A 23,786-nucleotide genomic window follows, 5' to 3' on the forward strand; every position below is an offset into this window, starting at 1 on the left:
AATTTATGAAACTCCAAGCGCTTTAAGTTTACGATGTAAAGCTGAGCGTTCCATACCTATGAATTCAGCAGTACGAGATATATTCCCACCCAAACGTCCGATCTGTGCCACTAAATACCTCTTTTCAAATAATTCACGCGCCTCACGCAATGGTAAATCCATTATATTCTCATCTGTATCTATTTTAACACGTGGAAAAGAATCACTCACTTCAACAGGAAGTAACTCTGTTGTTATTGGTTCATCATCACGCACAAGAATGAGGAGACGCTCAATATTATTACGTAATTGACGCACATTACCTGGCCACGTATGTGCTTGCAAAACAGCTATAACATCATCACTGATTTCACGTGGTTTAATACCAAGTTGATGTGATATGACTTTAACAAAATGTCGAACAAGTTCCGGAATATCTTCACGACGTGCAGAAAGCGGTGGAACAGTAATGGGAACAACTGCAAGACGATGAAAGAGATCTTCTCTAAATCGCCCATCAGAAATTAAATTTTCAATATTTTGTGCTGTTGAAGAAATTACACGAACATCCACTTTGACACGCTTCGTACCACCAACTCTCTCAAATGTTTGTGTCGTTAATACCTGAAGAATCTTACCCTGAGTTTCACGTGGCATATCAGAAATTTCATCAATATATAATATCCCACCGTGAGCCTCTTCCAATGCACCGATTTTGCGTTCACTACCCTCTATTTCATTGCCAAATAATTCTATTTCCATTCTTTCGGGAACAATCGTTGCGGCATTTATCGTAACAAATGGTCCATTAGAACGTGCTGAAAGTGCGTGAATAGTACGCGCCACCATTTCTTTCCCTGCACCTGAAGGACCAGTAATCATAATACGACTATTAGTCGGCGCCACTTTTTCTATAACTTGGCGCAAATGTTTCATAACAGTCGATGTTCCAAGCAACTCTTGTATCTCACTTGAGCGTTGCCGTAATTCTAAAAGCTCACGTTTTAATTTTGAGTTTTCAAGAGTTCGTTCAGCAACCAAGATAAGGCGATCAGTTTTAAAGGGCTTTTCAATGAAATCATACGCACCTCGCTTTATAGCAGAAACAGCTGTTTCAATATTGCCATGACCAGAAATCATTACTACTGGAAGAGAGGGGTGTCGCGCTTTGATTTCATCAAGCAATGCCAAACCATCAAGACGACTTCCTTGCAACCAAATATCTAAAAAAATCAGCTTTGGAACACGTTCATTAATTTGTGCTAATGCCTCATCAGCATGACACGCAACACGTGTTTCATAACCTTCATCATTCAAAATACCAGCAATAAGCTCACGAATATCTGCTTCATCATCAACAATTAAGATATCTGCTACCATCTCATTCCCTTATCTTATGATTTGTGCCACACTTCTTGCTCAAACCGCCGGAAATACCATACGAATCATCGCACCACGACCTTCATAAAAACTATCTAGTGCATCATGCAATTCCATGTAGCCACCATGATCTTCAATAATTTTACGGACAATAGCCAAACCAAGCCCTGTCCCTTTTTCCCGCGTTGTTATATAAGGCTCTAATAATTTTTGTCTTTGTTCTTTAGGAAGCCCTTTACCATTATCAATAACATCCACAACCAAGTGTTCTCTTTGACGATAAGAACGTATCAAAATATGGCCATGAACACCTTTTTCTCGCGCAACTGCATCAATCGCTTCACTCGCATTTTTAATAACATTACTGAATGCCTGAACAATAAGACGATTATCAAACTCACCTATAAGCGGTACATCTCCCAAATCTCGTTCAAAATGGATATCATGTCGTGCAACTTCTATCAAAAAACACGCCTCATGCAGTAATCCACGTACATCAGAAAAACTCATGTGTGGTTTGGGCATACGTGCAAAAGAAGAAAATTCATCAACCATACGCCCAATATCCCCAACTTGTCGAATAATTGTATTAACACATTGATTAAAAACCTCCTGATCTTGCGTAATAACTTTGCCATAGCGTCTACGAATACGCTCAGCCGATAACTGAATAGGTGTAAGTGGGTTTTTGATTTCATGCGCAATACGGCGTGCAATATCTGCCCATGCTGATGAACGTTGTGCTTCTACAAGGTCTGTAATATCATCAATTGTTAGAACCCAAGATTGCCCTTGCCCATCATCTTCTTCCATCGTAATTTGTACATTACAGACGCGCTCTTTCTCTGCAACATTTAAAGTCACCTGCTCACGATGGTTTTTGCGCCCTGACGAACGAACAAACTCAAAAACCTTCCCGATTTCAGCACTTAATGATAAAAGGCTGTGTCCTATAACTTGTTCAGAATTAATACCAAACATTGTCTCAATAGACCTATTAATAATTGTAATATTCCCATTATCATCAATTCCAGCCACACCTGCTGTTACACCCGATAAAACAGCTTCAGAAAAACGCCGCCTTTCGTCGATTTGATCGCGAACTGCTATCAACTCATTGCGCCGACTCTTAAGTTCGCTGACCATGTAATTAAAAGTTTTTGATAATTGGGCAATATCTCCATCCTTCGCGCGTACCGGCACAAAAACTTCCATATTTCCAGAGGCCACATCATCAGCCGCACCTATAAGAAGCCGAATAGGACGTACCAAACGATCAGCAACAGCGATACCAGCCCAAATAGCTGATAGAAATAAACTTAAAAAAAGACATAAATAAAGCATACCAAAAGCAATTTGCGTTGGCAGGCGATTTTCATTCAAACCACGATAACGATCTGTATTGATTTCCGTTAAACGTAAAGCAGATAATACATCTTTATCAACATCACGCACCAAATATAAAAATGTATTTGAGATATTCGTAAATTTCAAAACAATACCAAAATAATCATGAACTCCCGGCTGAAAAGAAAAAGGTCTTTCACTAGTTGCTTGAGCAATAAGATGGGATGGTGGAATGGGCAATTTATCTTCATCACCAAGATCGCTTGAAGCAAAAATAGCCCCTGTCGAGCTTAACAAAAACGCACCACGAAGATTACGACCTGCAGCATGACGTGTTAATTGTAACCGATATTCAACTGGATTGTGTGCTAGGAGCTTTTTATTATCAAGCGCAAACGCCATAGCATAAGATAAATTTTTCAAATTTTGGAGCATTTCATCCGCATAAGCATTAGCTAAATCGATAGAAGAACCCACAATTTGCCGAGTTGTTGTATCAAACCACCGATCAAGCCCTAAATTAAGAGCAGGCCCTGAAACAAGAGCAACAGCAACAGCCGGCAATGTTGCTACAAGTGCAAACAATGAAATAAGACGCACATGAAGACGTGAAGCAGCACGCCTTGACCGCCACGCACGCATAATAGGAATTATTTCATATAGAACAATAACTCCCAGCCCCAAAACCCAAATACTATTAATTCCTATAAGGACTAATGTTACAGCTCTATTAGGTACAATAGAGGTTAACCCGACAAGAATAATAAATGAAACAGAAGCTGTTAGCAAAGCTAATACAATAATTGTGATACCCCAAAATGTATACACATTACTTAAACGACGCGACTCATCGCTATAAGTATTTTGGTTTATATGCTGGATATTTGTCACAGATGTTGTATTCATAGTGATCTTACGTTACTTATCTCCTTGTTCTCACACAACCCTTTGTGATAAAAATTGGCAATGCTATGTTTAAAATATAACTAATTCAGAAAATTAAGAAAGAATTTCTACATTTTTGAAACAGTTTTAAAATAAAGTATGTCTGATTAATACTTTTCAAGGAGATGTCATGCGATTAACAAAAAAAACAAATTATGCTCTCCGAATACTCATGTACTGCGCATCTAATCAAGATAGTTTAAGTTCTATCCCTGAAATTGCTAAAACATATGCCATTTCTGAGTTTTTTTTATTTAAAATCCTTCAACCATTAGTGGAAGCAGGTTTTTTACAAACAGTACGTGGACGCAATGGTGGCATCAAATTGGCTAAACCAGCAACAGAGATATCAGTGGCTGATGTCGTAAAAATAATAGAAGACAATTTCTCTATGGCAGAATGTTTTGATAAAACAGAAGTTACTTGCCCACTGGTTAATTCCTGTAACTTAAATATCGTACTCAAAAATGCATTAAATGCTTTTTTCGATGTGTTATCAACAACATCCATTTCTGATTTACAACAACCATTATTACAACGTTAATAAAGAGTTGATCATAGAAAAATAATAAAACAATTAGCCTAAACCAAACTTTAAAAAGGAATTAAGTATTTCTATTGCAGCTATAATATTAGCCGCTGGACGTGGCGAAAGAGCAGGATCTTTACAAAATAGTCCAAAACAATACCGACTTTTAGGGCAAAAGCCGGTTATTTATCATACTGTGCGTTGTTTTTTGCAACATTCAGCTATCACAACCATTATTTTGGTTATCCACCCAGATGACCACCAAATATGTGAAAATGCTATAGCTGATTTTAAGAAAGATCTCATCATTGTAGAAGGGGGCACTACACGTCAACTCTCCGCTTTATACGGGCTTTATGCACTCAAAGATATTAAACCAGACTATGTTCATATTCATGATGGTGCACGCCCTTTTGTCGAAAGCAAGCTTCTTGAGCAAATTCATAGTACTGTCAACCATCAAGAAGGTGTTCTGCCTGTTCTTCCCATTTCCGATACTCTTAAACGTGTAAACAATGCACATTATGTTGTAGAAACAGTTCCTCGTACCAATTTCTATAGTGCACAAACTCCGCAGTGCTTTCCATTTGAACTTATTTTAGCAGCTCATGAAAAAGCAATACAATCTTGCAAACAAAATTTCACCGATGATTCAGCAATTGCCGAATGGTTTGGTATTCCTATGCGAATCATTCCTGGAAATTCTAATAATATAAAAATTACATGGCCGGAAGATCTTGAAACCGCACATTCATATCTCCAAAAAAGAGCACCTATGTTCCCCGATATTCGTACTGGAAATGGCTATGATGTCCATTCTTTTATAGATGGTGATTATATCACATTATGTGGCGTAAAAATCCCTTTTACAAAGAAATTAAATGGGCATTCAGACTCTGATGTTGCTCTGCATGCACTAACAGATGCTCTTTTAGCTACTCAAGGTGCCGGAGATATAGGCACCCATTTTCCTCCCTCTGATCCCCAATGGAAAAATGCATCATCAGAAATCTTCCTAAGCCACGCTGTTAATATTATTAAGAAAGCAGGCGGTCGTATTGCTAATGTTGATATCACACTCATTGCAGAAAAACCTAAAATCAGTCCTTATCGTCATAGGATGGTAGCACACCTTATGAATATACTCACAATTTCAGCTGATCGTATTTCTATTAAAGCAACAACTAATGAAAAACTAGGGTTCATAGGCCGTGAAGAAGGCATTGCCTCTCTTGCAACAGCTACTGTCATTTACCCAGGAGAAATTTTAAAATAATATGCATTTGTGAAATGCAGACTCATATAGTTCTAACGACTTGTCTTTCAAAAGGTCTATTACTCACAACCGTAGCGTTTTTATAAAGAAATCACAGTTGCAAACCCTACCAATATTGTAAAATCATTGGATAGATCCGATTAGTAAATTCATTGTTTATTCAAAGAAATTAAAATAAATCTGGTAGCTATATGCACTAAATTTATAAACGCACTATGTCTTTTACAAAAATTTGTTCTTACAATAACTGAAAATAAAAAATACTTAAAAGACTATAATTTCGATTTTTGTTACAAACATGAAAAATTTTGAAAATAGTATCTCAATAAATTTATGAGATTTGTGCATTTTGTCATAATATCCCCCTGCATTTAATTTTTAGTTTTTGGTCTTGTTATAATGCAGCCTGCAAATGCAATATTTATTACGCATCCAAGCAAACTCAACTATTATATCTCTAAAACACCGTAAATCTGATGAGCACGCTTCTCAAAAGCATTTGTAAATTTATGAAAAGCAATATCAAACATCGATCCCGTGAGTAATTCTAACATTTTGCTCTTAAATTCATAATTAATAAAAAACTCTACATTACACGCATTCATATTTTGAATTTGATGAAATACCCAATGATTTTCAAGATATTTAAATGGACCATCAATATATTTAACCTCAATAAGATTTTTCTTAGGTTGAAGAAGTACCTGTGTCGTAAACATTTCTCGAATCATTTTATAACCAACTGTCATATCAGCAAGGAGCAATGTCTTTTCCTCATACTCCTTCCGAGAACGTATTATTAAAGCCTCACACATTGGTAAAAATTCAGGATAAGACTCAATATCTGCAACAAGATTAAACATTTCATGAGCAGTATGGGCAATTTGCCGATGTGTTGTAAAAGTTGGCATAACTCTCTCTATCAAGCAAATTTTTCAGCACGTGCTTTTTGTAAAGCTTTAAAGTCATCTCCAGCATGATGAGATGAACGTGTCAGAGGATTAGAAGCCATATGTAAAAAACCTTTTGCCTTACCAACCTTGGCAAAAGATTCAAATTCATCAGGAGTTACAAAACGAATGACAGGATGATGCTTTCGCGTAGGCTGCAAATACTGCCCAATTGTCATAAAATCTACATCAGCAGAACGCAAATCATCCATCAATTGAAAAATTTCATTCCGTTCTTCCCCAAGACCAACCATAATTCCCGATTTTGTAAAAATTGTTGGATCAAGTTCTTTAACGCGTTGTAACAATCGAATTGAATGAAAATAACGTGCCCCTGGACGCACTTTCAAATATTTAGATGGAACTGTTTCCAAATTATGATTAAAAACATCAGGTTTAGCAGCAACTACAATTTCTAATGCATTATCCTTATGGCGAAAATCAGGTGTAAGAACTTCAATTGTTGTTGTAGGAGTCTTTTGACGAATAGCGTGAATAACTTTCGCAAAATGCTGTGCACCACCATCAACCAAATCATCACGATCAACAGATGTAATGACAACATGCTTTAACGCCATCTGTGCAACAGCATCTGCCACACGCTCTGGTTCATCATCATCAACTGCAAGCGGAATACCTGTTGCAACATTGCAAAAAGCACAAGCTCGTGTACATATTTCACCTAAAATCATAAAGCTAGCATGTCGCTGGCTCCAACATTCACCAATATTTGGACAACCGGCTTCTTCACATACTGTCACCAATTTATTGGAACGTACAATACTATGGGTTTCCCTATAGATTTGTGATGTTGGTGCTTTTACACGAATCCAATCTGGTTTTTTCTGAATGACCGTATCTGGACGATGCACCTTTTCAGGATGACGGACACGTCTATTCGTAACTCTATCAACCACCGTAACCATCTAAGATCTCTGCCTTCTCAAGAGCAACCGACGATGAAAAATCATAAAATATAAAATTTTTCATATAACCTAATTATCAAGCATTTAAAACCTGATCGTACGCATCTAATACACTTTCTTTCATCATCTCTGATAATGTCGGATGTGGAAAAACAGTGCTCATTAATTCTTCTTCAGTTGTTTCAAGATTCATGGCAATAACAAAACCTTGAATGAGTTCTGTTACTTCTGCTCCTACCATATGGGCACCAAGAAGCTGCCCTGTTTTTTTATCAAAAATAGTCTTAACCAACCCTTGATCTTCACCTAAAGCAATTGCCTTACCGTTAGCTGAAAAAGAATAACGACCAACACGTATATCGTAACCAGCCTCTTTTGCTGCTTTCTCTGAAAGTCCTACAGAGGCAACCTGTGGTGTACAATAGGTACATCCAGGAATTTTTCCTTTATCAAGTGCATGAACACTTTTCAGGCCTGCAATACGCTCAATGCAGATTACGCCTTCTTCTTCTGCCTTATGAGCCAACATAGGGGGACCAGCAACATCACCAATAGCATATATCCCTTCCACACCCGTCCAGCTCCATTCATCAGTTACAATGCATCCACGATCAGTTTTGACACCTAATGCTTCTAAACCAAGATTTTCAATATTACCTTGAACTCCAACAGCTGAAATTAATTGGTCAGCTGTTATTGTTTCTGTTTTACCTTTAACATCGATATGCGCCGTAATAGAATCAACAGCTTTTTCAACCTTTGTTACTTTTGCATCAGTCAAAATACGTATGCCTTTTTTCTCTAACTGTTTACGCGCAAATGTTGAAATTTCAACATCCTCAACCGGCATAATTTGAGGCATCATTTCAATGACAGTTACTTGAGAACCCATATCATGATAAAAAGAAGCAAATTCAATACCGATTGCTCCAGACCCCATCACCAACAGTGACTTTGGTAGTGTATGCGGTACCATCGCTTCAAAATAAGTCCAAATAAGTTTCCCGTCTGGTTCAATACCGGGAATAGAACGTGGACGAGCACCTGTCGCAACAATTATATGCTTTGCCTGATAAGTCCCCTCACCTAATGTTCCCTTAGGAATTGGATTTTGTGGTTGCACAATTGCTTTGGATGATGGAGAAACCACAATTTCTGCAAGCTGGCTACCTTTAGCTGCCTTAGTTAGCTTTGCTTCACCCCAAATAATATCAATCTTGTTTTTCTTCATTAGAAAACCAATACCAGCATTTAAACGTGCTGAAACCCCACGCGAACGCGCTACAACATTTTTAATATCTACTTCAATTGAACCATTAAGTTTTAGCCCATAATCTTCTGCATGTTCAGCAAAATGCTTCATTTCCGCTGAACGCAAAAGAGCTTTTGTTGGGATACAACCCCAATTTAAGCAAATACCACCCAAATGTTCACGTTCAACAATTGCAATCTTGAAACCACATTGTGCCGCGCGAATTGCAGTTACATATCCGCCCGGTCCTGAACCAATCACAATTATATCATAAAGATTTGCCACAGTAATCCCTCCATGGACATAAACAAAACGGATCCAGACTATCCGAGCTTAAAACAGAAAACTAACAGGATAAATTTTTTTCGTATATCCTGTTTATAAGAATACACATAAACACCTTCATTAAATCAAAAGAAGCTACAAAACTATTATTAAGACTATTCAGATCTACTTTTTCCATATCATCACTTTTGCCACATACACAATTTATGTGAAGTACTTTAACAATCACTACATCAACATTGCTAGTGGATTTTCAATCAGCTTTTTAAAGGCCTGAGCAAGTTCTGCTGCTAACGCACCATCAACTGCGCGGTGATCAGTGGAAAGTGTAACTGATATCATAGTAGCAATCGCTAATGCACCATCCTTAACAACTGCTCGCTGTTCACCTGCACCAATTGCAAAAATCGTTGCATGCGGTGAATTAATAATGGCAGAAAACTCTTTCACGCCATACATACCCATATTCGATACTGCTGTTGTCCCCCCCTGATATTCTTCTGGTTTCAACTTACGTTCACGAGCACGCGTTGCAAAATCCTTCATCTCATTAGAAATAATAGGCAAAGACTTTTCTTCTGCATGGCGAATAATTGGTGTAATTAACCCATTTGGAATAGAAACAGCAACACCAACATCACAGTGTTTGTGATAAAGCATTCCACCTTCAAGCCATGACACATTGGCATCAGGTACAGCTTTCAAAGAAAGCGCAATAGCTTTAATAACCATATCATTTATGGACAATTTATAAGCAGGTTTAGTACCTTCTTGCGTTTTAACCATTGGAGCAGCAGCATTAAGTTGCGCACGTAACGCTAACAGTGCATCAAGCTCACAGTCTACTGTTACGTAGAAATGCGGCACCATTTGTTTTGATTCAGTCAAACGCTTAGCAATTGTTTTACGCATACTATCATGAGGTGTAAGTGTATATTCACCTTCTCTAAATAGTTTTATTATTTGTTCGTCCGCAATACCAGTTGCCATTGGTTGACCAACTTGTAATGAACAAGAAGCTTTAAGAGCACCATCACTTAGAACTTTCTCTACATCACGCTTAATAATCCTCCCATGAGGGCCTGTGCCAGAAATAAGTGATAAATCAAGACCTTCTTGAGCCGCTAATCTCCGCGCCAAAGGTGATGCAAAAAGACGTGTATTATTTTCATGTTTCTGCACTGATAGCTGAGCTTGTGGTGCATTAGAAACCTGTATATCCTTTGATACCACCTGTTTTTCATCAACCGGTGCTCTCTCTGAAATAGAAGAAGACTTATCTTCCGTGATTTTAGCCACTTCATTTAACTTTTCACCTTCTTCTGCCAAAACCACGATTAAAGTATTAACTTTAACTCCCTGCGTTCCAGCAGGAACAACAATCTTTGCAACTGTTCCTTCATCAACAGCTTCTACTTCCATCGTTGCTTTATCTGTCTCAATTTCAGCAATAACATCGCCTGTAGAGACCTTATCGCCTTCCTTGATATTCCATTTCAGCAAATTTCCTTCTTCCATTGTGGGAGAAAGCGCAGGCATTGTAATCTTAATAGGCATAGTGCTTTTTCCTTCGTTATGCTCGATAAGTCACAGCCTTAACAGCTTCGACAATTTCAGTAATACTCGGTAAAGCCAATTTTTCAAGATTGGCAGCATAAGGCATGGGAACATCCTTGCCAGCAATTGTAGAAACTGGTGCATCAAGATAATCAAAAGCATGCTGCATGACACGTGTTGCTATTTCAGTACCAACAGATGATTGAGGATACCCCTCTTCAACCGTTATTAAACGACCAGTCTTTTTAACTGAAGCAAGAATTGTTGGAAGATCCATTGGGCGAATAGTACGCAAATTAATTAATTCAACATCAATGCCAAGCTTCTCAATCTCCGGCAACGCCTGAACTGCATAATGCATTCCAATCCCATAAGCAACAATTGTCACATCCTGACCAGACTTATGAATATGCGCCTTACCAATGGGTAAAACAAAATCATCCATTTGAGGAACTTCAAATTGATGACCATAAAGAATCTCATTTTCAAGAAAAATAACAGGATTATCATCACGAATAGCAGCCTTTAGCAAACCTTTTGCATCAGCTGCGCTGTAAGGCATAACAACTTTGAGACCCGGAATATGGCTATACCATGCAGCATAACACTGTGAATGCTGAGCTCCAACACGTGCTGCAGCACCATTGGGACCACGAAAAACCATAGGAGTAGACATTTGTCCACCAGACATATAACGAGTTTTTGCCGCTGAATTAATAATCTGATCAATCGCCTGCATAGCAAAATTAAATGTCATAAATTCAACAATAGGACGCAAACCTCCAAATGCTGCACCAACACCCAACCCTGCAAAACCGTGTTCTGTAATTGGTGTATCAATAACTCTGCGCGTACCAAATTCTTTCAATAAACCTTGGCTGACCTTATAAGCGCCTTGATATTGTGCTACTTCCTCACCCATTAAAAAAACTGCCTCATCGCGTCGCATTTCTTCAGCCATAGCCTGATTAAGTGCTTCACGTACCGTCATCGTAACCATTTCAATATCCGCAGGGATATCAGGATCACTTCCAACATCAAAAACAGGATGAACTGGCATTGATAAAGAAGAAGAAGCTTTCTCTATTGTTTTAGTTGTTGTTTGTGAAATATTTGCAGCATTTTCACCCTCTTCCAACAATACTGCAATAGCAGTATTAACCTTCACACCTTCAGTACCTTCAGGAACTAAAATTTTACCAATAGTACCCTCATCAACAGCCTCTACTTCCATTGTTGCTTTATCAGTTTCAATTTCAGCAACCACATCACCGGAGCTGACGTTATCACCCTCTTTCTTGAGCCACTTAGACAATTTACCTTCTTCCATTGTTGGTGAAAGTGCTGGCATCAAAATATCAATAGACATATTCACGTTCCCCACTTTAAACTAGAATATCAGTATAGAGCTCAGAAGCATCTGGCTCTTGATCATTTTGTGCAAAATCTGCTGCATCAGCGATAATTGCACGGACTTCTTTATCAATAGACTTCAAATCGTCTTCACTAACCCAACCCTGTTTAATAACGTGTTGTTTTATTTGATCAATCGGATCTTGCTCTTCTTTTATTTTTTGCACTTCCTCTTTTGATCTATATTTTGCTGGATCAGACATGGAATGACCACGATAGCGATAAGTCTGCATATCAAGAATGATCGGCCCCTTCCCCGAACGTGCCCAAGCAATTGCCTCATCAGCAGCCCCTTTTACTGCATGAACATCCATACCATCAACGACAATGCCTGGAATTTCAAAAGAAAGACCACGACGGGAAAAATCTGTTTCCGCAGATGCACGAGAAACTGACGTCCCCATAGCATATTGATTATTTTCAATGATATAAACAACAGGAAGCTTCCAAAGTGAGGCCATGTTAAAACTTTCATAAACTTGCCCCTGATTTGCAGCACCATCACCAAAATAAACCAATGTCACATTATCTTTACCAAGATACTGATTCGAAAAAGCCAAGCCTGTACCAATTGGAACTTGCGCACCAACAATACCATGCCCACCATAAAAATTCTTTTCTTTTGAAAACATATGCATTGAGCCACCTTTTCCTTTGGAAAAGCCTCCCTGACGCCCTGTCAATTCCGCCATAACACCACGCGGACTCATACCAGCTGCTAACATATGACCATGATCACGATAAGATGTAATGATCTGATCACCTTTTTTTGCTGCTTTTAATGTGCCAACAACAACGGCTTCTTGCCCGATATAAAGATGACAAAACCCACCAATTAAGCCCATACCATAAAGTTGACCTGCTTTTTCTTCAAAACGACGAATCAAAAGCATTTCGCGATAAGCAGCAATTGTTTCATCTTTTGTAAAATTAGCCCTCTTCGCTGTTTTGATAACGTTTGATAATGTGGCTTGCACTACCGGCGCAGATTTTTTTTTAGCCCGTTCTGCCATATTAAACTCCCTTCGACGATTATCTAGAAATAACCTTTACGAACAAAAGTTACAAGTATTATAAAATCAGCTCACATTTCATCATAAGTGACTGTTTTAAATTGTTTTTTTAGATTAACCGATTGTAGTTAACCTTTAATCTCGTCAGGAGAAATTAAAATTGTCAGTTCATTTGGTTTGGAAAAGTTTAAATTCTTCCTTACATATTCATCCAACATATCTTTTTCGATATGCCCATCACGTAAAAGAGAAATACGTTTTTCAATAGACATTCGCTCAATTTCTATTTTATAAAGCTCCTCCTTCAATTCAGTAATATGCTGAATAATTTTGCTGCGTGCAGAAAGTCCGTAGTCACCATGATAAATATGATAACCAAAATAGCTTAAAACCCCAACCGTCATAAATGGTAGAATAAAGCGTGCTATAATTGATCTACGTTTTTGTTTTGTCCACATAACAGTCATGATCTTTTTAAAATATTCTATTCAACTTATGCATGACTTTGATTAACAGCTTATTATCAAAACAACCGTACGCAGCTTATTTTTATACTTTATATTACCCGCAACAATAAAAATGTCACACTTTATAGCGAAACATAAAATCCGCTAACTTCTAATTTTATTTCCATCTTTGTCAGTAAATCCCCCTACTAAAATGACGATAAAATCAATAAATGCCCAAATTCCAGAAATAGGTAACCCCAAAATAGATAAAGACAGGATAAGCATAAAAACACCAGTTCCAGTTTTACCAACTATAAAACGATGAACACCAAAAGTACCTATAAAGAAACAAACAAGTGCGAGAACTAATTTTGAATATTGTTGCTTCACCAATGGAAAAACAGAAGTAGCAGCACCATCCTTACCAACAAAGTCAAGATAATCACCAACTTTTGGTGAGCTTTTTCCTAACCAATCACAAAGCGCAAATCGGTAACGTTCACCATCATCACCTGAAATAAGGTATGTCCCCTGTTGCTGACTAATAATTCTTCCTCTCATCACAACCACCTATAAAATTATTATTTACTTATTATTAATAAAACAGTGAAGCTATTAATAAAATAGTAAAATTAAAAAATGCTGTTAATATAAAGAATATAATATTTTGTTTAACAGCTATTAACGATGCAAATTGCCCGCATAAAGGGCCTGCGTTCCTAACATTTCTTCAATACGAATAAGTTGATTATATTTTGCTAATCTATCTGAACGTGCAAGTGAGCCAGTTTTAATTTGCCCACAATTTGTTGCAACTGCAAGATCAGCAATAAAAGAATCTTCCGTTTCGCCTGAACGATGAGATATAACAGCACGATAACCTGCTTTGTGCGCTGTTTCTATAGCATCAAGCGTTTCGCTTAATGTGCCAATTTGATTGACTTTAATAAGAATAGAATTGGCAACACCCATCTTAATACCATCGCGCAGACGCGCTGAATTTGTTACAAATAAATCATCACCAACAAGTTGACATTTTTTGCCGATCGAATCAGTAAGAAGCTTCCAACCTTCCCAATCATCCTCAGCCATTCCATCTTCAATCGTTATTATGGGATAAGCATCAACAAGCTGAGCTAAATACTCTACCTGTTGGTGTACATTACGACACTTACCTTCACCTTCATAAAAATATGAACCATTCTTATACAACTCTGTTGAAGCACAATCTAAACCAATAGCAATTTGTTCACCTGGTTTATACCCACATGCAGCAATAGATTCCATAATAAAATCAATTGCTTGTTCAGCACTCTTAAAATGAGGTGCAAAACCACCTTCATCACCAACATTGGTATTATAACCTGCATCCTGTAAACGTTTTTTTAGTGTATGAAAAATCTCAGCACCATAACGAACCGCTTCTTTCAGTGTTGGCGCCCCTACTGGAATAATCATAAACTCTTGAAAATCAATTGGGTTATCAGCGTGCACACCACCATTAATAATATTCATCATTGGTGTAGGAAGAAGGTGAGCTTGCGTCCCACCAATATAACGATATAAAGGCAGACCTAATGATGTTGCCGCCGCTTTTGCAACTGCCAATGAAACACCCAAAATTGCATTAGCACCAAGACGCGCTTTATTAGGTATTCCATCCAAAGCAATCATTGCTTGATCAATTGCCATTTGATTTCTTGCATCTCTCCCACCAAGTTCTTGAAGAATTTCGCCATTAATTGCAGCAACAGCATTTTGAACACCTTTGCCTTGATAGCGCGTACCACCATCACGAAGTTCCACTGCTTCATGCGTACCAGTCGACGCCCCTGAAGGAACCATGGCACGACCAAAAACTCCATCTTCCAAATAAACATCAACTTCTACAGTTGGATTGCCACGGCTATCAAGCACTTCACGCCCAATGATATCTACAATTACAGTCATACGAATTCTCTTTTACAATGAATGTTTTGATTCACATTATTCTTAACGTCATTCATAGAAATTATCTATACTCGAATATTCAATGTTTTTTTGCCAAACAATCAAAATCCATTAAAATTTCAAGCAACCTTTGTAAATTATCAATTTTAATCATATTAGGCCCATCAGATGGCGCATTATCTGGATCTTGATGTGTTTCTAAAAAAACACCTGCAACACCAACAGCAACAGCCGCACGCGCTAATGCTTCAACAAACTGCCGCTGCCCACTAGATGAATCACCCTTTCCACCTGGTTCTTGAACAGAATGTGTCGCATCAAAAATAACAGGCGCTCCAAATGAACGCATAATTGGCAATGAGCGCATATCAGAAACAAGACGGTTATAACCAAATGAAGTACCACGTTCACAAAGCATAACATTAGGATTACCACTCTGAGTTATTTTTTTTAAGACATTCTCCATATCCCAAGGAGCTAAAAACTGACCTTTTTTAATATTGATTACACGCCCCGTTTTAGCGGCTGCAACTAAAAGATCTGTTTGACGACACAAAAAAGCTGGTATTTGCAAAATATCTACCGTTGAAGCAACAGCCTCACATTGCTCTTCTGTATGCACATCAGTCAATATCGGAAAGCCAAATTCTTTCTTAAGATCAGAAAAAATAATCATTGCTTTTTCAAGACCAATACCACGCGCCGCATTAAGAGACGTCCTATTAGCTTTATCGTAACTAGATTTATAAACAAACCCAATACCAATTTGATCAGCAATTGCTTTAAGCCGACCCGCCATTTCAAAAGCGTGATCTCGACTTTCCATCTGGCAAGGACCTGCAATTAAAGAAAGAGGTGCATCATTAGAAAAAACAATATTTCCAACTTTAACAGAAACATTTGGTTTAGACATTGTATTCCTCAAAAAATGAGCACGTAATTTATAAAGCTAAACCAACCTGCTCTGTTCTAAAGTAGCCTCAATAAAAGAGGAAAAAAGTGGATGCGGATCAAATGGACGTGACTTTAACTCTGGATGATATTGAACACCAATAAACCATGGATGATCTACATATTCTATTGTTTCTGGTAAAATACCATCTGGACACATACCAGAAAAAATAAATCCAAGTTGTTCCAGCCTTTCTTTATAATGAATATTGACTTCATAACGATGGCGATGCCGCTCGCAAATATTTGTTGTTCCATAAATTTTGGAGATATGGCTACCTTCTTTTAATTGAGCTGCAAAAGAACCAAGGCGCATTGTTCCACCAAGATTTCCAGATGTTGTACGTTTTTCAAGCAAATCCCCCTTAAGCCATTCCGTCATTAAACCTACAACCGCATCCTTTGTCTCGCAAAATTCACTTGATGAAGCATTTACAATATTTGCAATATTGCGAGCAGCTTCGATACAAGCTAATTGCATTCCAAAACAAATGCCAAAAAATGGAATTTTACGTTCTCGTGCAAATTGAATTGCTCGAATTTTACCTTCTGCACCACGCCCACCAAAAGCACCAGGAACCAAAATCCCATGAACTTTTTGTAAATAAGGCGCAGGATCTTCTTTTTCAAAAAGCTCTGCTTCAATCCATTCAATATTGACCTTCACTCTATTAGCTAACCCACCGTGCGCAATTGCTTCAATAAGAGATTTATAAGCATCTTTCAGGCCTATATATTTCCCAACAATTGCAACCGTTACTTCCCCTTCAGGATGATGAATACGATATGTAATATCCTCCCAACGATCCATATTTGGTTGAGGTGCTGAATTAATTCCAAAAGCAAAAAGAACTTCTGAATCTAAACCCTCTTTATGATATGCTATGGGAACATCATAAATAGTCAGAACATCTAATGCCTGAATAACTGCACTTGGACGAACATTACAAAAAAGTGATAATTTGCGCCGTTCTGATTCTGGAATAGGTCGATCTGCACGCACTAATAAAATATCAGGAGCAATACCAACTGATTGCAACTCTTTAACAGAATGTTGTGTCGGTTTAGTTTTTAACTCACCTGCAGAAGCAATATAAGGCATTAATGTAAGATGCATATAAACAGCACTTTGCCTTGGCAACTCATTACGCAGTTGACGAATTGCTTCCAAAAAAGGCATTGCCTCAATATCACCAACCGTCCCACCTATTTCACATAAGACAAAATCAAATTCTTCATTTCCTGTAGTAATGAATGCCTTAATTTCATCTGTAACATGAGGAATAACTTGAACTGTTTCTCCTAAATAATCACCGCGACGCTCCCTCTCAATGATATTGCGATAAATACGCCCTGCCGTGATACTGTCCTGGTTATTAGCAGAACGCCCAGTAAAACGTTCATAATGACCAAGATCAAGATCTGTTTCTGCACCATCATCGGTAACAAATACTTCACCATGCTGATAAGGCGACATCGTGCCTGGATCAACATTTAAATAAGGATCAAGCTTACGGATCCGTACACGATATCCTCGTGCCTGTAATATCACAGCTAAAGCTGCTGCAGCAATGCCTTTTCCAAGAGAAGAAACCACACCACCAGTAATAAAAACATAACGTGCCATGGGCTTACGGTAATAAGCAGTTTATTATAATTTTTCTAGTCAAAAAAATGCTAAAAAGAAATTTTTATCTTCGCAAAGTAAAAAAAGATGCAAAAACAATTTTTTACAATCTAAACTTTATTTTTAAAATTAGTTGACGCCATTATCACTTGGATTTTCAATTGGTGATGGAATCGGATTTTCAACTGCAGGAGTATCAGGTTTACTTTGCTTTTGAGAAGGTGTCGAAGCACCACCTAATTGTTCAAGAATAGAAGGCTTGGAACTTTGATTAGATGATGGTTTACCTTCCTCTGTCGTATTTTTGTTTACCGGATTTTGTTCTGAATTAATTGGAATGCGATTAAGAATATCAGAATCAGAGTTCGATATATTTCCAACCACAACCAGTACAATGGACATTGTAAAAAAACAAATTGCCAAGATAGTCGTTAAACGTGTCAACATGTTTTTGGTCCCACGAGCACTCATAAACCCTGAGCCACTACTTGTACCAAGCCCGCCACCTTCTGAGGGCTGAATCAACACAACGCCAATCAAAGTAATAACAATCAAAAAATGAATTACAATTAGTACTGTTTGCATAAACTCTGCTCTTTATAAACATTTATAGTTATTTATATACAAATTGCGCATAATCCAAGAGATAATTATGAATTCTCTTCTTATAATTGACGATAAACATCACAAATAGTTAAAAAATCAACCGCTTTTAAACTTGCTCCACCAATTAAAGCACCATTAACATGAGCAGTACTCAAAAGTTCAAGTGCGTTTGATGAGTTGACAGATCCACCGTAAAGCAAGCGCATGTTACATCCCTCGTTACCAAAACGATAGCTTATCTTATCACGAATAAAATTATGCACTTGTGCAACATCCTCTGAAGTGGGAGTTTTACCCGTACCTATAGCCCATATAGGTTCATAAGCAATAATTATATTTTGTGCTGTCGCATTATCTGGTAAAGAACTCTCAAGCTGGTGTGCGATTACATCTAATACTTTGCCATTCTCACGCTCTTCCAATGTCTCACCGATACAAACAAGAGCAACAAGATTTGCCCGCCATGCAGCTTGTACTTTAGCATAAACAATCGCATTACTTTCATGATAAGCTGTACGACGTTCTGAATGCCCAATAATAACGTGACTAGCCCCTGCCTCTTTAAGCATAGCAGCTGAAATATCCCCAGTATAAGGACCACTATCACTGAAATGACAATCCTGCCCCCCTAAAAGCAACTTTTCATCACTCACCATATCAGAAGCACGCGATAAAAGCGTTGCTGGAACGCAAATAAGCGCTTCAAATAAACAACCCAAATCAGAGCGAATACCAGTAGCGATGGCATGTAACTCTTTAAGAGATTCATCCATTCCATTCATTTTCCAATTTCCAGCAATTAAAGGCCGAACATTTGGAGTCATGTCTTTACCTCAAGAGCTTTTAAAAAAAATTATCGCTTTAAGTACCAAATTATGAAACGAAAGCAAGTCTTTAAGCTTGCATCTTGCGCATCTTTATTGCAAATTCGATCACTGCTTTGGATAATCATTGTGTATATAAATGGAATTAAACGATGCTTGATACCCTAAGAAGCGCTAAAAATTCTTGGTTTGCTAGGCTTTTTTTTGCTATTTTACTTTTATGTTTCATTTTTTTATGGGGTATACCACAGTTATACACACAAGGTGAGAGAGATTTACTCACTTCTGGCAAGTCGACAATAACTGTTGATACTTACCGCCTTGCACTTGCTGATCAAAGTTTACGTTTAGCGCTCAATTCCCATCTTGGACGAATGTTTACCCCAGAGGAAATACAGCAATATAGAATCCCTGCTTTTGTCCTTAATCAGTTACAACAAGATGTACTTTTTAATGAACAAGCACGTAAAATGAAAATTAATCTTTCAAAAGACATGATAGCCCAGGTTATTAGTGCTGACAATATTTTTCAGGAAAATGGAGCCTTTAGTCGAGATTTATTTCTCAATTTTCTTCAGCAATTACGTGTTAACCAAAATGATTTCTTTGATTATTACACTCAAAAAGAAAAGCGCAATCAGCTCACTCTAGCTTTACTATCCGGTATGAAGGTACCAGACCTCTTCTATAAAGCCTTTGCTATTTATCAGGAAGAAACACGTATCGCTGATTATTTCATTGTCAATTTAAAAGAAAAAGAAAGTACTGCCGATCCCGATCAAAAAACTTTGCAAAAATGGTTTGATACGCACAAAAATGCATTTCGCGCCCCGGAGTATCGTACTGTCTCTTTATTGTCTATAACACCAGAAAAGTTAGTGCAATTAGAAGATATTTCTAAAGATGAAGCTAAAACCTATTACACTCAAAATATCTCACGTTTTACAACTCCTGAAAAACGCATAATTGAAGAATTACGCTTCCCTACACGCAAAGCAGCTGATGAAGCTGCCAAAAAAATAGCTGATGGTTTAAGTTTTGATGACTTAGTTAAAGCTGAAAAAAAGACTCTCAATGACATTAAAAAAGGCCCCTTAGTAAAAAGTGAACGCCCTAATTACCTAGAATCTGAGATTTTTGAACTCAAAAAAGGACAAGTTAGTACTGTCATTGATGATCTGCAAGGTCCTGTAATTATTCGTGTTATAGATATTACACCTTCAAGTCCTATTCCTTTTGAAACTGTAGAAAAGAATATTCGCCAAACACTTGCGCAAAACCGTGCTGCTACTGATATGCATAATAAGTATACAGAAATTGAAAATGCCCGTTTTGAAGGAGCCTCTCTTAAAGAAATTGCCGACCAATATAACTTGCCTCTGCGTAAAGTCACTATCGATAAAAAAGGAATAACAATTGAAGGGATAACACTAACAGATTTACCTGAAAAAGACATCTTGTTAGATGCCATCTATCAAGCAAATGTAGAAACTGAGCCTGACCTGCTCTCTCTTCAAGAAGGAGGGTATCTCTGGTATCAAGTAGATACGATTATCCCTGCCCGTGACAGGGCACTTGAGGAAGTAAAACAAGATGCCATTGCTCAATGGAAAAGTGAAGAAATTCAACGCCTTCTCGATGAAAAAGCTGAAAATGCTCTCAAACAGCTCAATAAAGGAAAAAGCCTTGATTCTCTTGCTGCTGAATTTGGCGTAAAAAAACAAACGACTCAAGCTTTACGGCGCCAAGATTCATCAGAAGTTTTTGGATTTGAAGATATTAAAGCATTATTTTCTAAGCCTAAAGGTCACTATGGCATCGCAAAAAGTACACTCACAACAAACCGTATCGTCTATAAAATAACAGCCTCAGCAATACCTGACAATATCACTGCTCAAACCATTTCACCTGATGTCCGCAATAATCTGGATATGATGATAAGAGAAGATTTAAAGCTAGAAATACTCCAAGTCGCGAATAAAGAACACCCAGTGAAAATTAACAATTCTAACTATAATCGCATCTTCAATACTTTTTAGTGAAATTTTATGAACGATTTTACGTATCTAATGATAAAATTGTATAAGCGTTTTTTTACAATGGAAAAAGTTAAATAAACTCCTTCCTGGATGACATTGATTTATAATAATTTTGGAAAACGGCCATTCATCGCTGCTTTTGTTATCAACCAATAACGATGAAGCTGCGATAAAGTTGCATCCTCTTGAAAAACTTTCTCTCCTAATTGCATCGTTCTTTGAAGAGATGCTGGTGTAATTGACAATGGAAGGAATGCTGGTTTGAGTGTTTTAGGTAAAGTGATAGAATGTTCGTAAAACTTGAGATAATGGTCTTTTGATAGCGCTACCATAGCTTTAATGATCTCATGTTTTTGCTCATTATTGATGTGATTGAACTCCAACTCTTCCCTTTCCATCCCCATAGCCTTTAACATATCAGAAGGGAAATAGCGTTGATATCGTGATTGCATAAGCGATAAAAGACGCAATATACCACTCAATGCTTGAGCAATTCCTCCATGTTCGTATGCTTTTGTAAAATTTTGCGCTGCATCAAAATCTAATATCTGGCATGCAAGCTGTAAAATTGTACTTGCTGTCTTACTACAATAAGCTTCAAGATCATGAATGGTTATCATTGGATCATTATAAAGATCAAAAACCCGCGCATTACAATAATGTAAAAAAGCTGTCTTAGGTAAATTAAACAAAGCTATTGTTGTCAATAAATCATCCAAAATTGGATTATGTTTATTATTTTTTATTTCACCATTGGCAATAGAATCATACCACCAACGTAATCGTATCTCACCAATAAGTGGATCGTGCACACTTTCACGAATACGAGCAATTTCTGCATTAAAAGCGTAAAGAGCAGCTAATGCCCAGCGCTTTTTTTTGGGTGCGAATAAAACTGATATATAGCGATCACGGTCTGTAGCGCGTAAAATATCAAGACAATAAGGGAGAAAATTTGTCATTCTACTGCAAACAACACTGCAGCAACTGCACGATTTTCAGCTAAAAGAACATTAAATGTACGCACTGCTGCCCCTGTATTCATAGTATCTGTTGAAATATGCTTTTCTCGTAAAAGTGCTCGTAATGTTTCAGGTAATCGCAATAATTCGACTCCAGTACCCACTAATAAAACTTCAATCTGATCTGCTTCTTCTAAAATACGAGAAATATCATCCTGAGTGGGTATAGGCTCTACCATATTAATACCGTAAACGCCCGATGGTACACACATAATAGAACCCCGATGTGACATATCAGCGAAACGAAAACCACCATTTCCATAAGCATCAATAGGTGCGCGTCCCGGAAAATGTGCTTCACGGATTTGAATTGCATGAAACATAATAAGCACCTTTTTTTAAAACAAAACTGTCCTTTTTCCTCCCCCCAAAAACTAACAAAAGACCAATAATAAATTTAAGCCGCTATAATAGCTCTTATAACAACACTGACACAAAATCTTTTATCAATATTATCAAACAAAACAGGTGAATATATAAAAAAAATATTACAAATGATATTTAAACAACTATGCCCAAAAGGAAGACTTATTTTAGCCTATTTACTTAAAAAATAAGTAATTTCAGTCATATAGCAATTATATTAATAGCTAAAACCATTCTAATCTTTTATTAATTTAACAACGACTATTCAAAAAAATATACTCTCATAGAATAATAATCAAAGATACAATCTTTATTATTGATTATAAATACCCCTAAAATAAAATGGCTTTTCTATGAAAAGCCATTTTACCTCTATAAGGGTGAAAAATTCTACAAATGCAATTACAGTTTCGGTTTACTCTCCTTTGGTGCAACTTTCTCCTTCTTCGTTACTACCGTACTTGCTTTTTTTACAGTTTTAGCCACAGGTTTTTTAGGTGCCTTTACCTTAGTAGTAGATTTTGGCTTTTCTTCCGAAAGTGGCTCACCTTTAATACGAACATCAGCTAAAGTTGAACGAACAACACGAATGCGTACACTATCATTAATTTCAACCTCTAACTCACCCTGCTCATCATAAACCTTTGTAACTTTACCGATGATACCGCCACCTGTTACAACTGTATCACCACGGCGTACAGCGTTAAGCATTTCTTGCCGCTTTTTCATTTGCGTACGCTGTGGGCGAATAATCAAAAAGTACATAATAGCAAAAATCAGAATGAAAGGAACAAAGGTAATAAGCGACGACCCACCGGAAATGCCGCCTGCAGCCTGAGCATAAGCGTTAGTAATAAACATTTTGATCTCCTATAGATTAAACTTCATATATTTCCCCTCTACTAAAATAAGCTTTTGGCTTAGAGAAAGAAAAATTTCTTAGATACTATATATCCTAACCACTACATCATACAGTTTTAGCTTTTCCAAAGGAAATAAAACCTTAAAAGCTAAAATACAACAAATAAATACTTCTAAAAAATGATTTCATTCTGTCCAATACATACAAAAAAATATAAGATCTCTCATAAATTGAAAAA

Annotated in this window: 21 protein-coding genes; 3 read left to right on the forward strand and 18 right to left on the reverse strand. The window is 37.3% G+C overall.

Translation table 11 applies throughout. The features are described 5' to 3' along the window. Nucleotides 1–3 precede the first annotated feature (3 nt). Nucleotides 4–1,359 carry a nitrogen assimilation response regulator NtrX gene (gene ntrX, locus J7R05_RS02365; RefSeq protein WP_078689621.1) on the reverse strand — a complete coding sequence of 452 codons (1,356 nt, stop codon included), beginning with the start codon at nt 1,357–1,359 and terminating at the stop codon, nt 4–6. Nucleotides 1,360–1,398: 39 nt separating this feature from the next. Continuing rightward, a complete protein-coding gene (locus J7R05_RS02370; protein ID WP_208541043.1) occupies nt 1,399–3,612 on the reverse strand; it encodes a sensor histidine kinase NtrY-like in 2,214 nt (737 codons plus the stop codon). Between the two features lie 169 nt (nt 3,613–3,781). On the opposite strand from J7R05_RS02370, the gene rirA reads away from it, so the two are divergent. Further along, nucleotides 3,782–4,195, forward strand: coding sequence for an iron-responsive transcriptional regulator RirA (gene rirA / locus J7R05_RS02375; protein ID WP_208541044.1), 414 nt, complete (start codon nt 3,782–3,784; stop codon nt 4,193–4,195). Nucleotides 4,196–4,262: 67 nt separating this feature from the next. Next, nucleotides 4,263–5,456: a bifunctional 2-C-methyl-D-erythritol 4-phosphate cytidylyltransferase/2-C-methyl-D-erythritol 2,4-cyclodiphosphate synthase gene (locus J7R05_RS02380; protein WP_208541204.1), complete on the forward strand. Its 1,194-nt coding sequence runs from the start codon at nt 4,263–4,265 to the stop codon at nt 5,454–5,456. A 449-nt stretch (nt 5,457–5,905) separates the two neighbouring features. Here J7R05_RS02380 and J7R05_RS02385 read toward each other — a convergent pair whose 3' ends face one another. The 13 genes from J7R05_RS02385 to tpiA all read right to left on the reverse strand — a co-directional run bounded on the left by J7R05_RS02385 (nt 5,906) and on the right by tpiA (nt 19,259). Beyond that, entirely contained in the window at nt 5,906–6,367 is a 462-nt protein-coding gene (locus J7R05_RS02385; protein WP_010703604.1) for a type II toxin-antitoxin system RatA family toxin, read from the reverse strand. 11 nt (nt 6,368–6,378) lie between these two features. After that, a complete protein-coding gene (gene lipA, locus J7R05_RS02390; RefSeq protein ID WP_010703603.1) occupies nt 6,379–7,332 on the reverse strand; it encodes a lipoyl synthase in 954 nt (317 codons plus the stop codon). Between the two features lie 76 nt (nt 7,333–7,408). Then, nucleotides 7,409–8,869, reverse strand: coding sequence for a dihydrolipoyl dehydrogenase (lpdA, locus tag J7R05_RS02395; protein WP_208541045.1), 1,461 nt, complete (start codon nt 8,867–8,869; stop codon nt 7,409–7,411). A 228-nt stretch (nt 8,870–9,097) separates the two neighbouring features. Next, nucleotides 9,098–10,426 (reverse strand): pyruvate dehydrogenase complex dihydrolipoamide acetyltransferase, encoded by a 1,329-nt coding sequence (locus J7R05_RS02400; protein ID WP_208541046.1) that lies wholly within the window; start codon nt 10,424–10,426, stop codon nt 9,098–9,100. A gap of 16 nt (nt 10,427–10,442) precedes the next feature. Then, nucleotides 10,443–11,795 carry a pyruvate dehydrogenase complex E1 component subunit beta gene (locus tag J7R05_RS02405; protein WP_208541047.1) on the reverse strand — a complete coding sequence of 451 codons (1,353 nt, stop codon included), beginning with the start codon at nt 11,793–11,795 and terminating at the stop codon, nt 10,443–10,445. 16 nt (nt 11,796–11,811) lie between these two features. After that, nucleotides 11,812–12,852 (reverse strand): pyruvate dehydrogenase (acetyl-transferring) E1 component subunit alpha, encoded by a 1,041-nt coding sequence (gene pdhA, locus J7R05_RS02410; RefSeq protein ID WP_208541048.1) that lies wholly within the window; start codon nt 12,850–12,852, stop codon nt 11,812–11,814. Nucleotides 12,853–12,980: 128 nt separating this feature from the next. Continuing rightward, nucleotides 12,981–13,310, reverse strand: coding sequence for an FtsB family cell division protein (locus J7R05_RS02415; protein WP_208541205.1), 330 nt, complete (start codon nt 13,308–13,310; stop codon nt 12,981–12,983). A gap of 153 nt (nt 13,311–13,463) precedes the next feature. Further along, on the reverse strand, nt 13,464–13,862 hold the full coding sequence (locus tag J7R05_RS02420) for a TM2 domain-containing protein (protein ID WP_208541049.1): 399 nt from the start codon (nt 13,860–13,862) through the stop codon (nt 13,464–13,466). A gap of 120 nt (nt 13,863–13,982) precedes the next feature. Further along, entirely contained in the window at nt 13,983–15,251 is a 1,269-nt protein-coding gene (gene eno / locus J7R05_RS02425; protein ID WP_208541050.1) for a phosphopyruvate hydratase, read from the reverse strand. 79 nt (nt 15,252–15,330) lie between these two features. Beyond that, the gene (kdsA, locus tag J7R05_RS02430; RefSeq protein ID WP_208541051.1) at nt 15,331–16,164 is read right to left on the reverse strand and encodes a 3-deoxy-8-phosphooctulonate synthase; all 834 of its coding nucleotides are present in this window, start codon (nt 16,162–16,164) and stop codon (nt 15,331–15,333) included. Between the two features lie 36 nt (nt 16,165–16,200). Further along, the gene (pyrG, locus tag J7R05_RS02435) at nt 16,201–17,829 is read right to left on the reverse strand and encodes a CTP synthase (protein WP_208541052.1); all 1,629 of its coding nucleotides are present in this window, start codon (nt 17,827–17,829) and stop codon (nt 16,201–16,203) included. A gap of 129 nt (nt 17,830–17,958) precedes the next feature. Further along, nucleotides 17,959–18,414: a preprotein translocase subunit SecG gene (gene secG / locus J7R05_RS02440; protein ID WP_078689605.1), complete on the reverse strand. Its 456-nt coding sequence runs from the start codon at nt 18,412–18,414 to the stop codon at nt 17,959–17,961. Nucleotides 18,415–18,494: 80 nt separating this feature from the next. Continuing rightward, entirely contained in the window at nt 18,495–19,259 is a 765-nt protein-coding gene (gene tpiA / locus J7R05_RS02445; protein ID WP_208541053.1) for a triose-phosphate isomerase, read from the reverse strand. A gap of 152 nt (nt 19,260–19,411) precedes the next feature. Between tpiA and J7R05_RS02450 the strand changes: the two genes are divergently transcribed. Continuing rightward, nucleotides 19,412–21,298, forward strand: coding sequence for a peptidyl-prolyl cis-trans isomerase (locus tag J7R05_RS02450; protein ID WP_208541054.1), 1,887 nt, complete (start codon nt 19,412–19,414; stop codon nt 21,296–21,298). 101 nt (nt 21,299–21,399) lie between these two features. Here J7R05_RS02450 and J7R05_RS02455 read toward each other — a convergent pair whose 3' ends face one another. The 3 genes from J7R05_RS02455 to yajC all read right to left on the reverse strand — a co-directional run bounded on the left by J7R05_RS02455 (nt 21,400) and on the right by yajC (nt 23,547). After that, a complete protein-coding gene (locus J7R05_RS02455; RefSeq protein WP_208541055.1) occupies nt 21,400–22,260 on the reverse strand; it encodes a phytoene/squalene synthase family protein in 861 nt (286 codons plus the stop codon). Then, on the reverse strand, nt 22,257–22,643 hold the full coding sequence (locus J7R05_RS02460; protein ID WP_208541056.1) for an Mth938-like domain-containing protein: 387 nt from the start codon (nt 22,641–22,643) through the stop codon (nt 22,257–22,259). Before J7R05_RS02460 ends, J7R05_RS02455 begins: the two co-directional genes overlap by 4 nt. A 445-nt stretch (nt 22,644–23,088) precedes the next feature. Further along, nucleotides 23,089–23,547: a preprotein translocase subunit YajC gene (gene yajC, locus J7R05_RS02465; RefSeq protein ID WP_208541057.1), complete on the reverse strand. Its 459-nt coding sequence runs from the start codon at nt 23,545–23,547 to the stop codon at nt 23,089–23,091. Between the last annotated feature and the right edge of the window lie 239 nt (nt 23,548–23,786).

This window comes from Bartonella capreoli (assembly GCF_902813205.1).
In the GTDB taxonomy this organism is placed as follows: Bacteria; Pseudomonadota; Alphaproteobacteria; order Rhizobiales; family Rhizobiaceae; genus Bartonella; species Bartonella schoenbuchensis.

Coding starts and splice junctions, on each gene's coding strand:
- ntrX (WP_078689621.1), bottom strand. CDS start 1,359: ATGGTAGCAGATATCTTAATTGTTGATGATGAAGCAGATATTCGTGAG.
- J7R05_RS02370 (WP_208541043.1), bottom strand. CDS start 3,612: ATGAATACAACATCTGTGACAAATATCCAGCATATAAACCAAAATACT.
- rirA (WP_208541044.1), top strand. CDS start 3,782: ATGCGATTAACAAAAAAAACAAATTATGCTCTCCGAATACTCATGTAC.
- J7R05_RS02385 (WP_010703604.1), bottom strand. CDS start 6,367: ATGCCAACTTTTACAACACATCGGCAAATTGCCCATACTGCTCATGAA.
- lipA (WP_010703603.1), bottom strand. CDS start 7,332: ATGGTTACGGTGGTTGATAGAGTTACGAATAGACGTGTCCGTCATCCT.
- J7R05_RS02400 (WP_208541046.1), bottom strand. CDS start 10,426: ATGCCTATTAAGATTACAATGCCTGCGCTTTCTCCCACAATGGAAGAA.
- J7R05_RS02405 (WP_208541047.1), bottom strand. CDS start 11,795: ATGTCTATTGATATTTTGATGCCAGCACTTTCACCAACAATGGAAGAA.
- pdhA (WP_208541048.1), bottom strand. CDS start 12,852: ATGGCAGAACGGGCTAAAAAAAAATCTGCGCCGGTAGTGCAAGCCACA.
- J7R05_RS02415 (WP_208541205.1), bottom strand. CDS start 13,310: ATGTGGACAAAACAAAAACGTAGATCAATTATAGCACGCTTTATTCTA.
- J7R05_RS02420 (WP_208541049.1), bottom strand. CDS start 13,862: ATGAGAGGAAGAATTATTAGTCAGCAACAGGGGACATACCTTATTTCA.
- eno (WP_208541050.1), bottom strand. CDS start 15,251: ATGACTGTAATTGTAGATATCATTGGGCGTGAAGTGCTTGATAGCCGT.
- kdsA (WP_208541051.1), bottom strand. CDS start 16,164: ATGTCTAAACCAAATGTTTCTGTTAAAGTTGGAAATATTGTTTTTTCT.
- pyrG (WP_208541052.1), bottom strand. CDS start 17,829: ATGGCACGTTATGTTTTTATTACTGGTGGTGTGGTTTCTTCTCTTGGA.
- secG (WP_078689605.1), bottom strand. CDS start 18,414: ATGCAAACAGTACTAATTGTAATTCATTTTTTGATTGTTATTACTTTG.
- tpiA (WP_208541053.1), bottom strand. CDS start 19,259: ATGACTCCAAATGTTCGGCCTTTAATTGCTGGAAATTGGAAAATGAAT.
- J7R05_RS02450 (WP_208541054.1), top strand. CDS start 19,412: ATGCTTGATACCCTAAGAAGCGCTAAAAATTCTTGGTTTGCTAGGCTT.
- J7R05_RS02455 (WP_208541055.1), bottom strand. CDS start 22,260: ATGACAAATTTTCTCCCTTATTGTCTTGATATTTTACGCGCTACAGAC.
- J7R05_RS02460 (WP_208541056.1), bottom strand. CDS start 22,643: ATGTTTCATGCAATTCAAATCCGTGAAGCACATTTTCCGGGACGCGCA.
- yajC (WP_208541057.1), bottom strand. CDS start 23,547: ATGTTTATTACTAACGCTTATGCTCAGGCTGCAGGCGGCATTTCCGGT.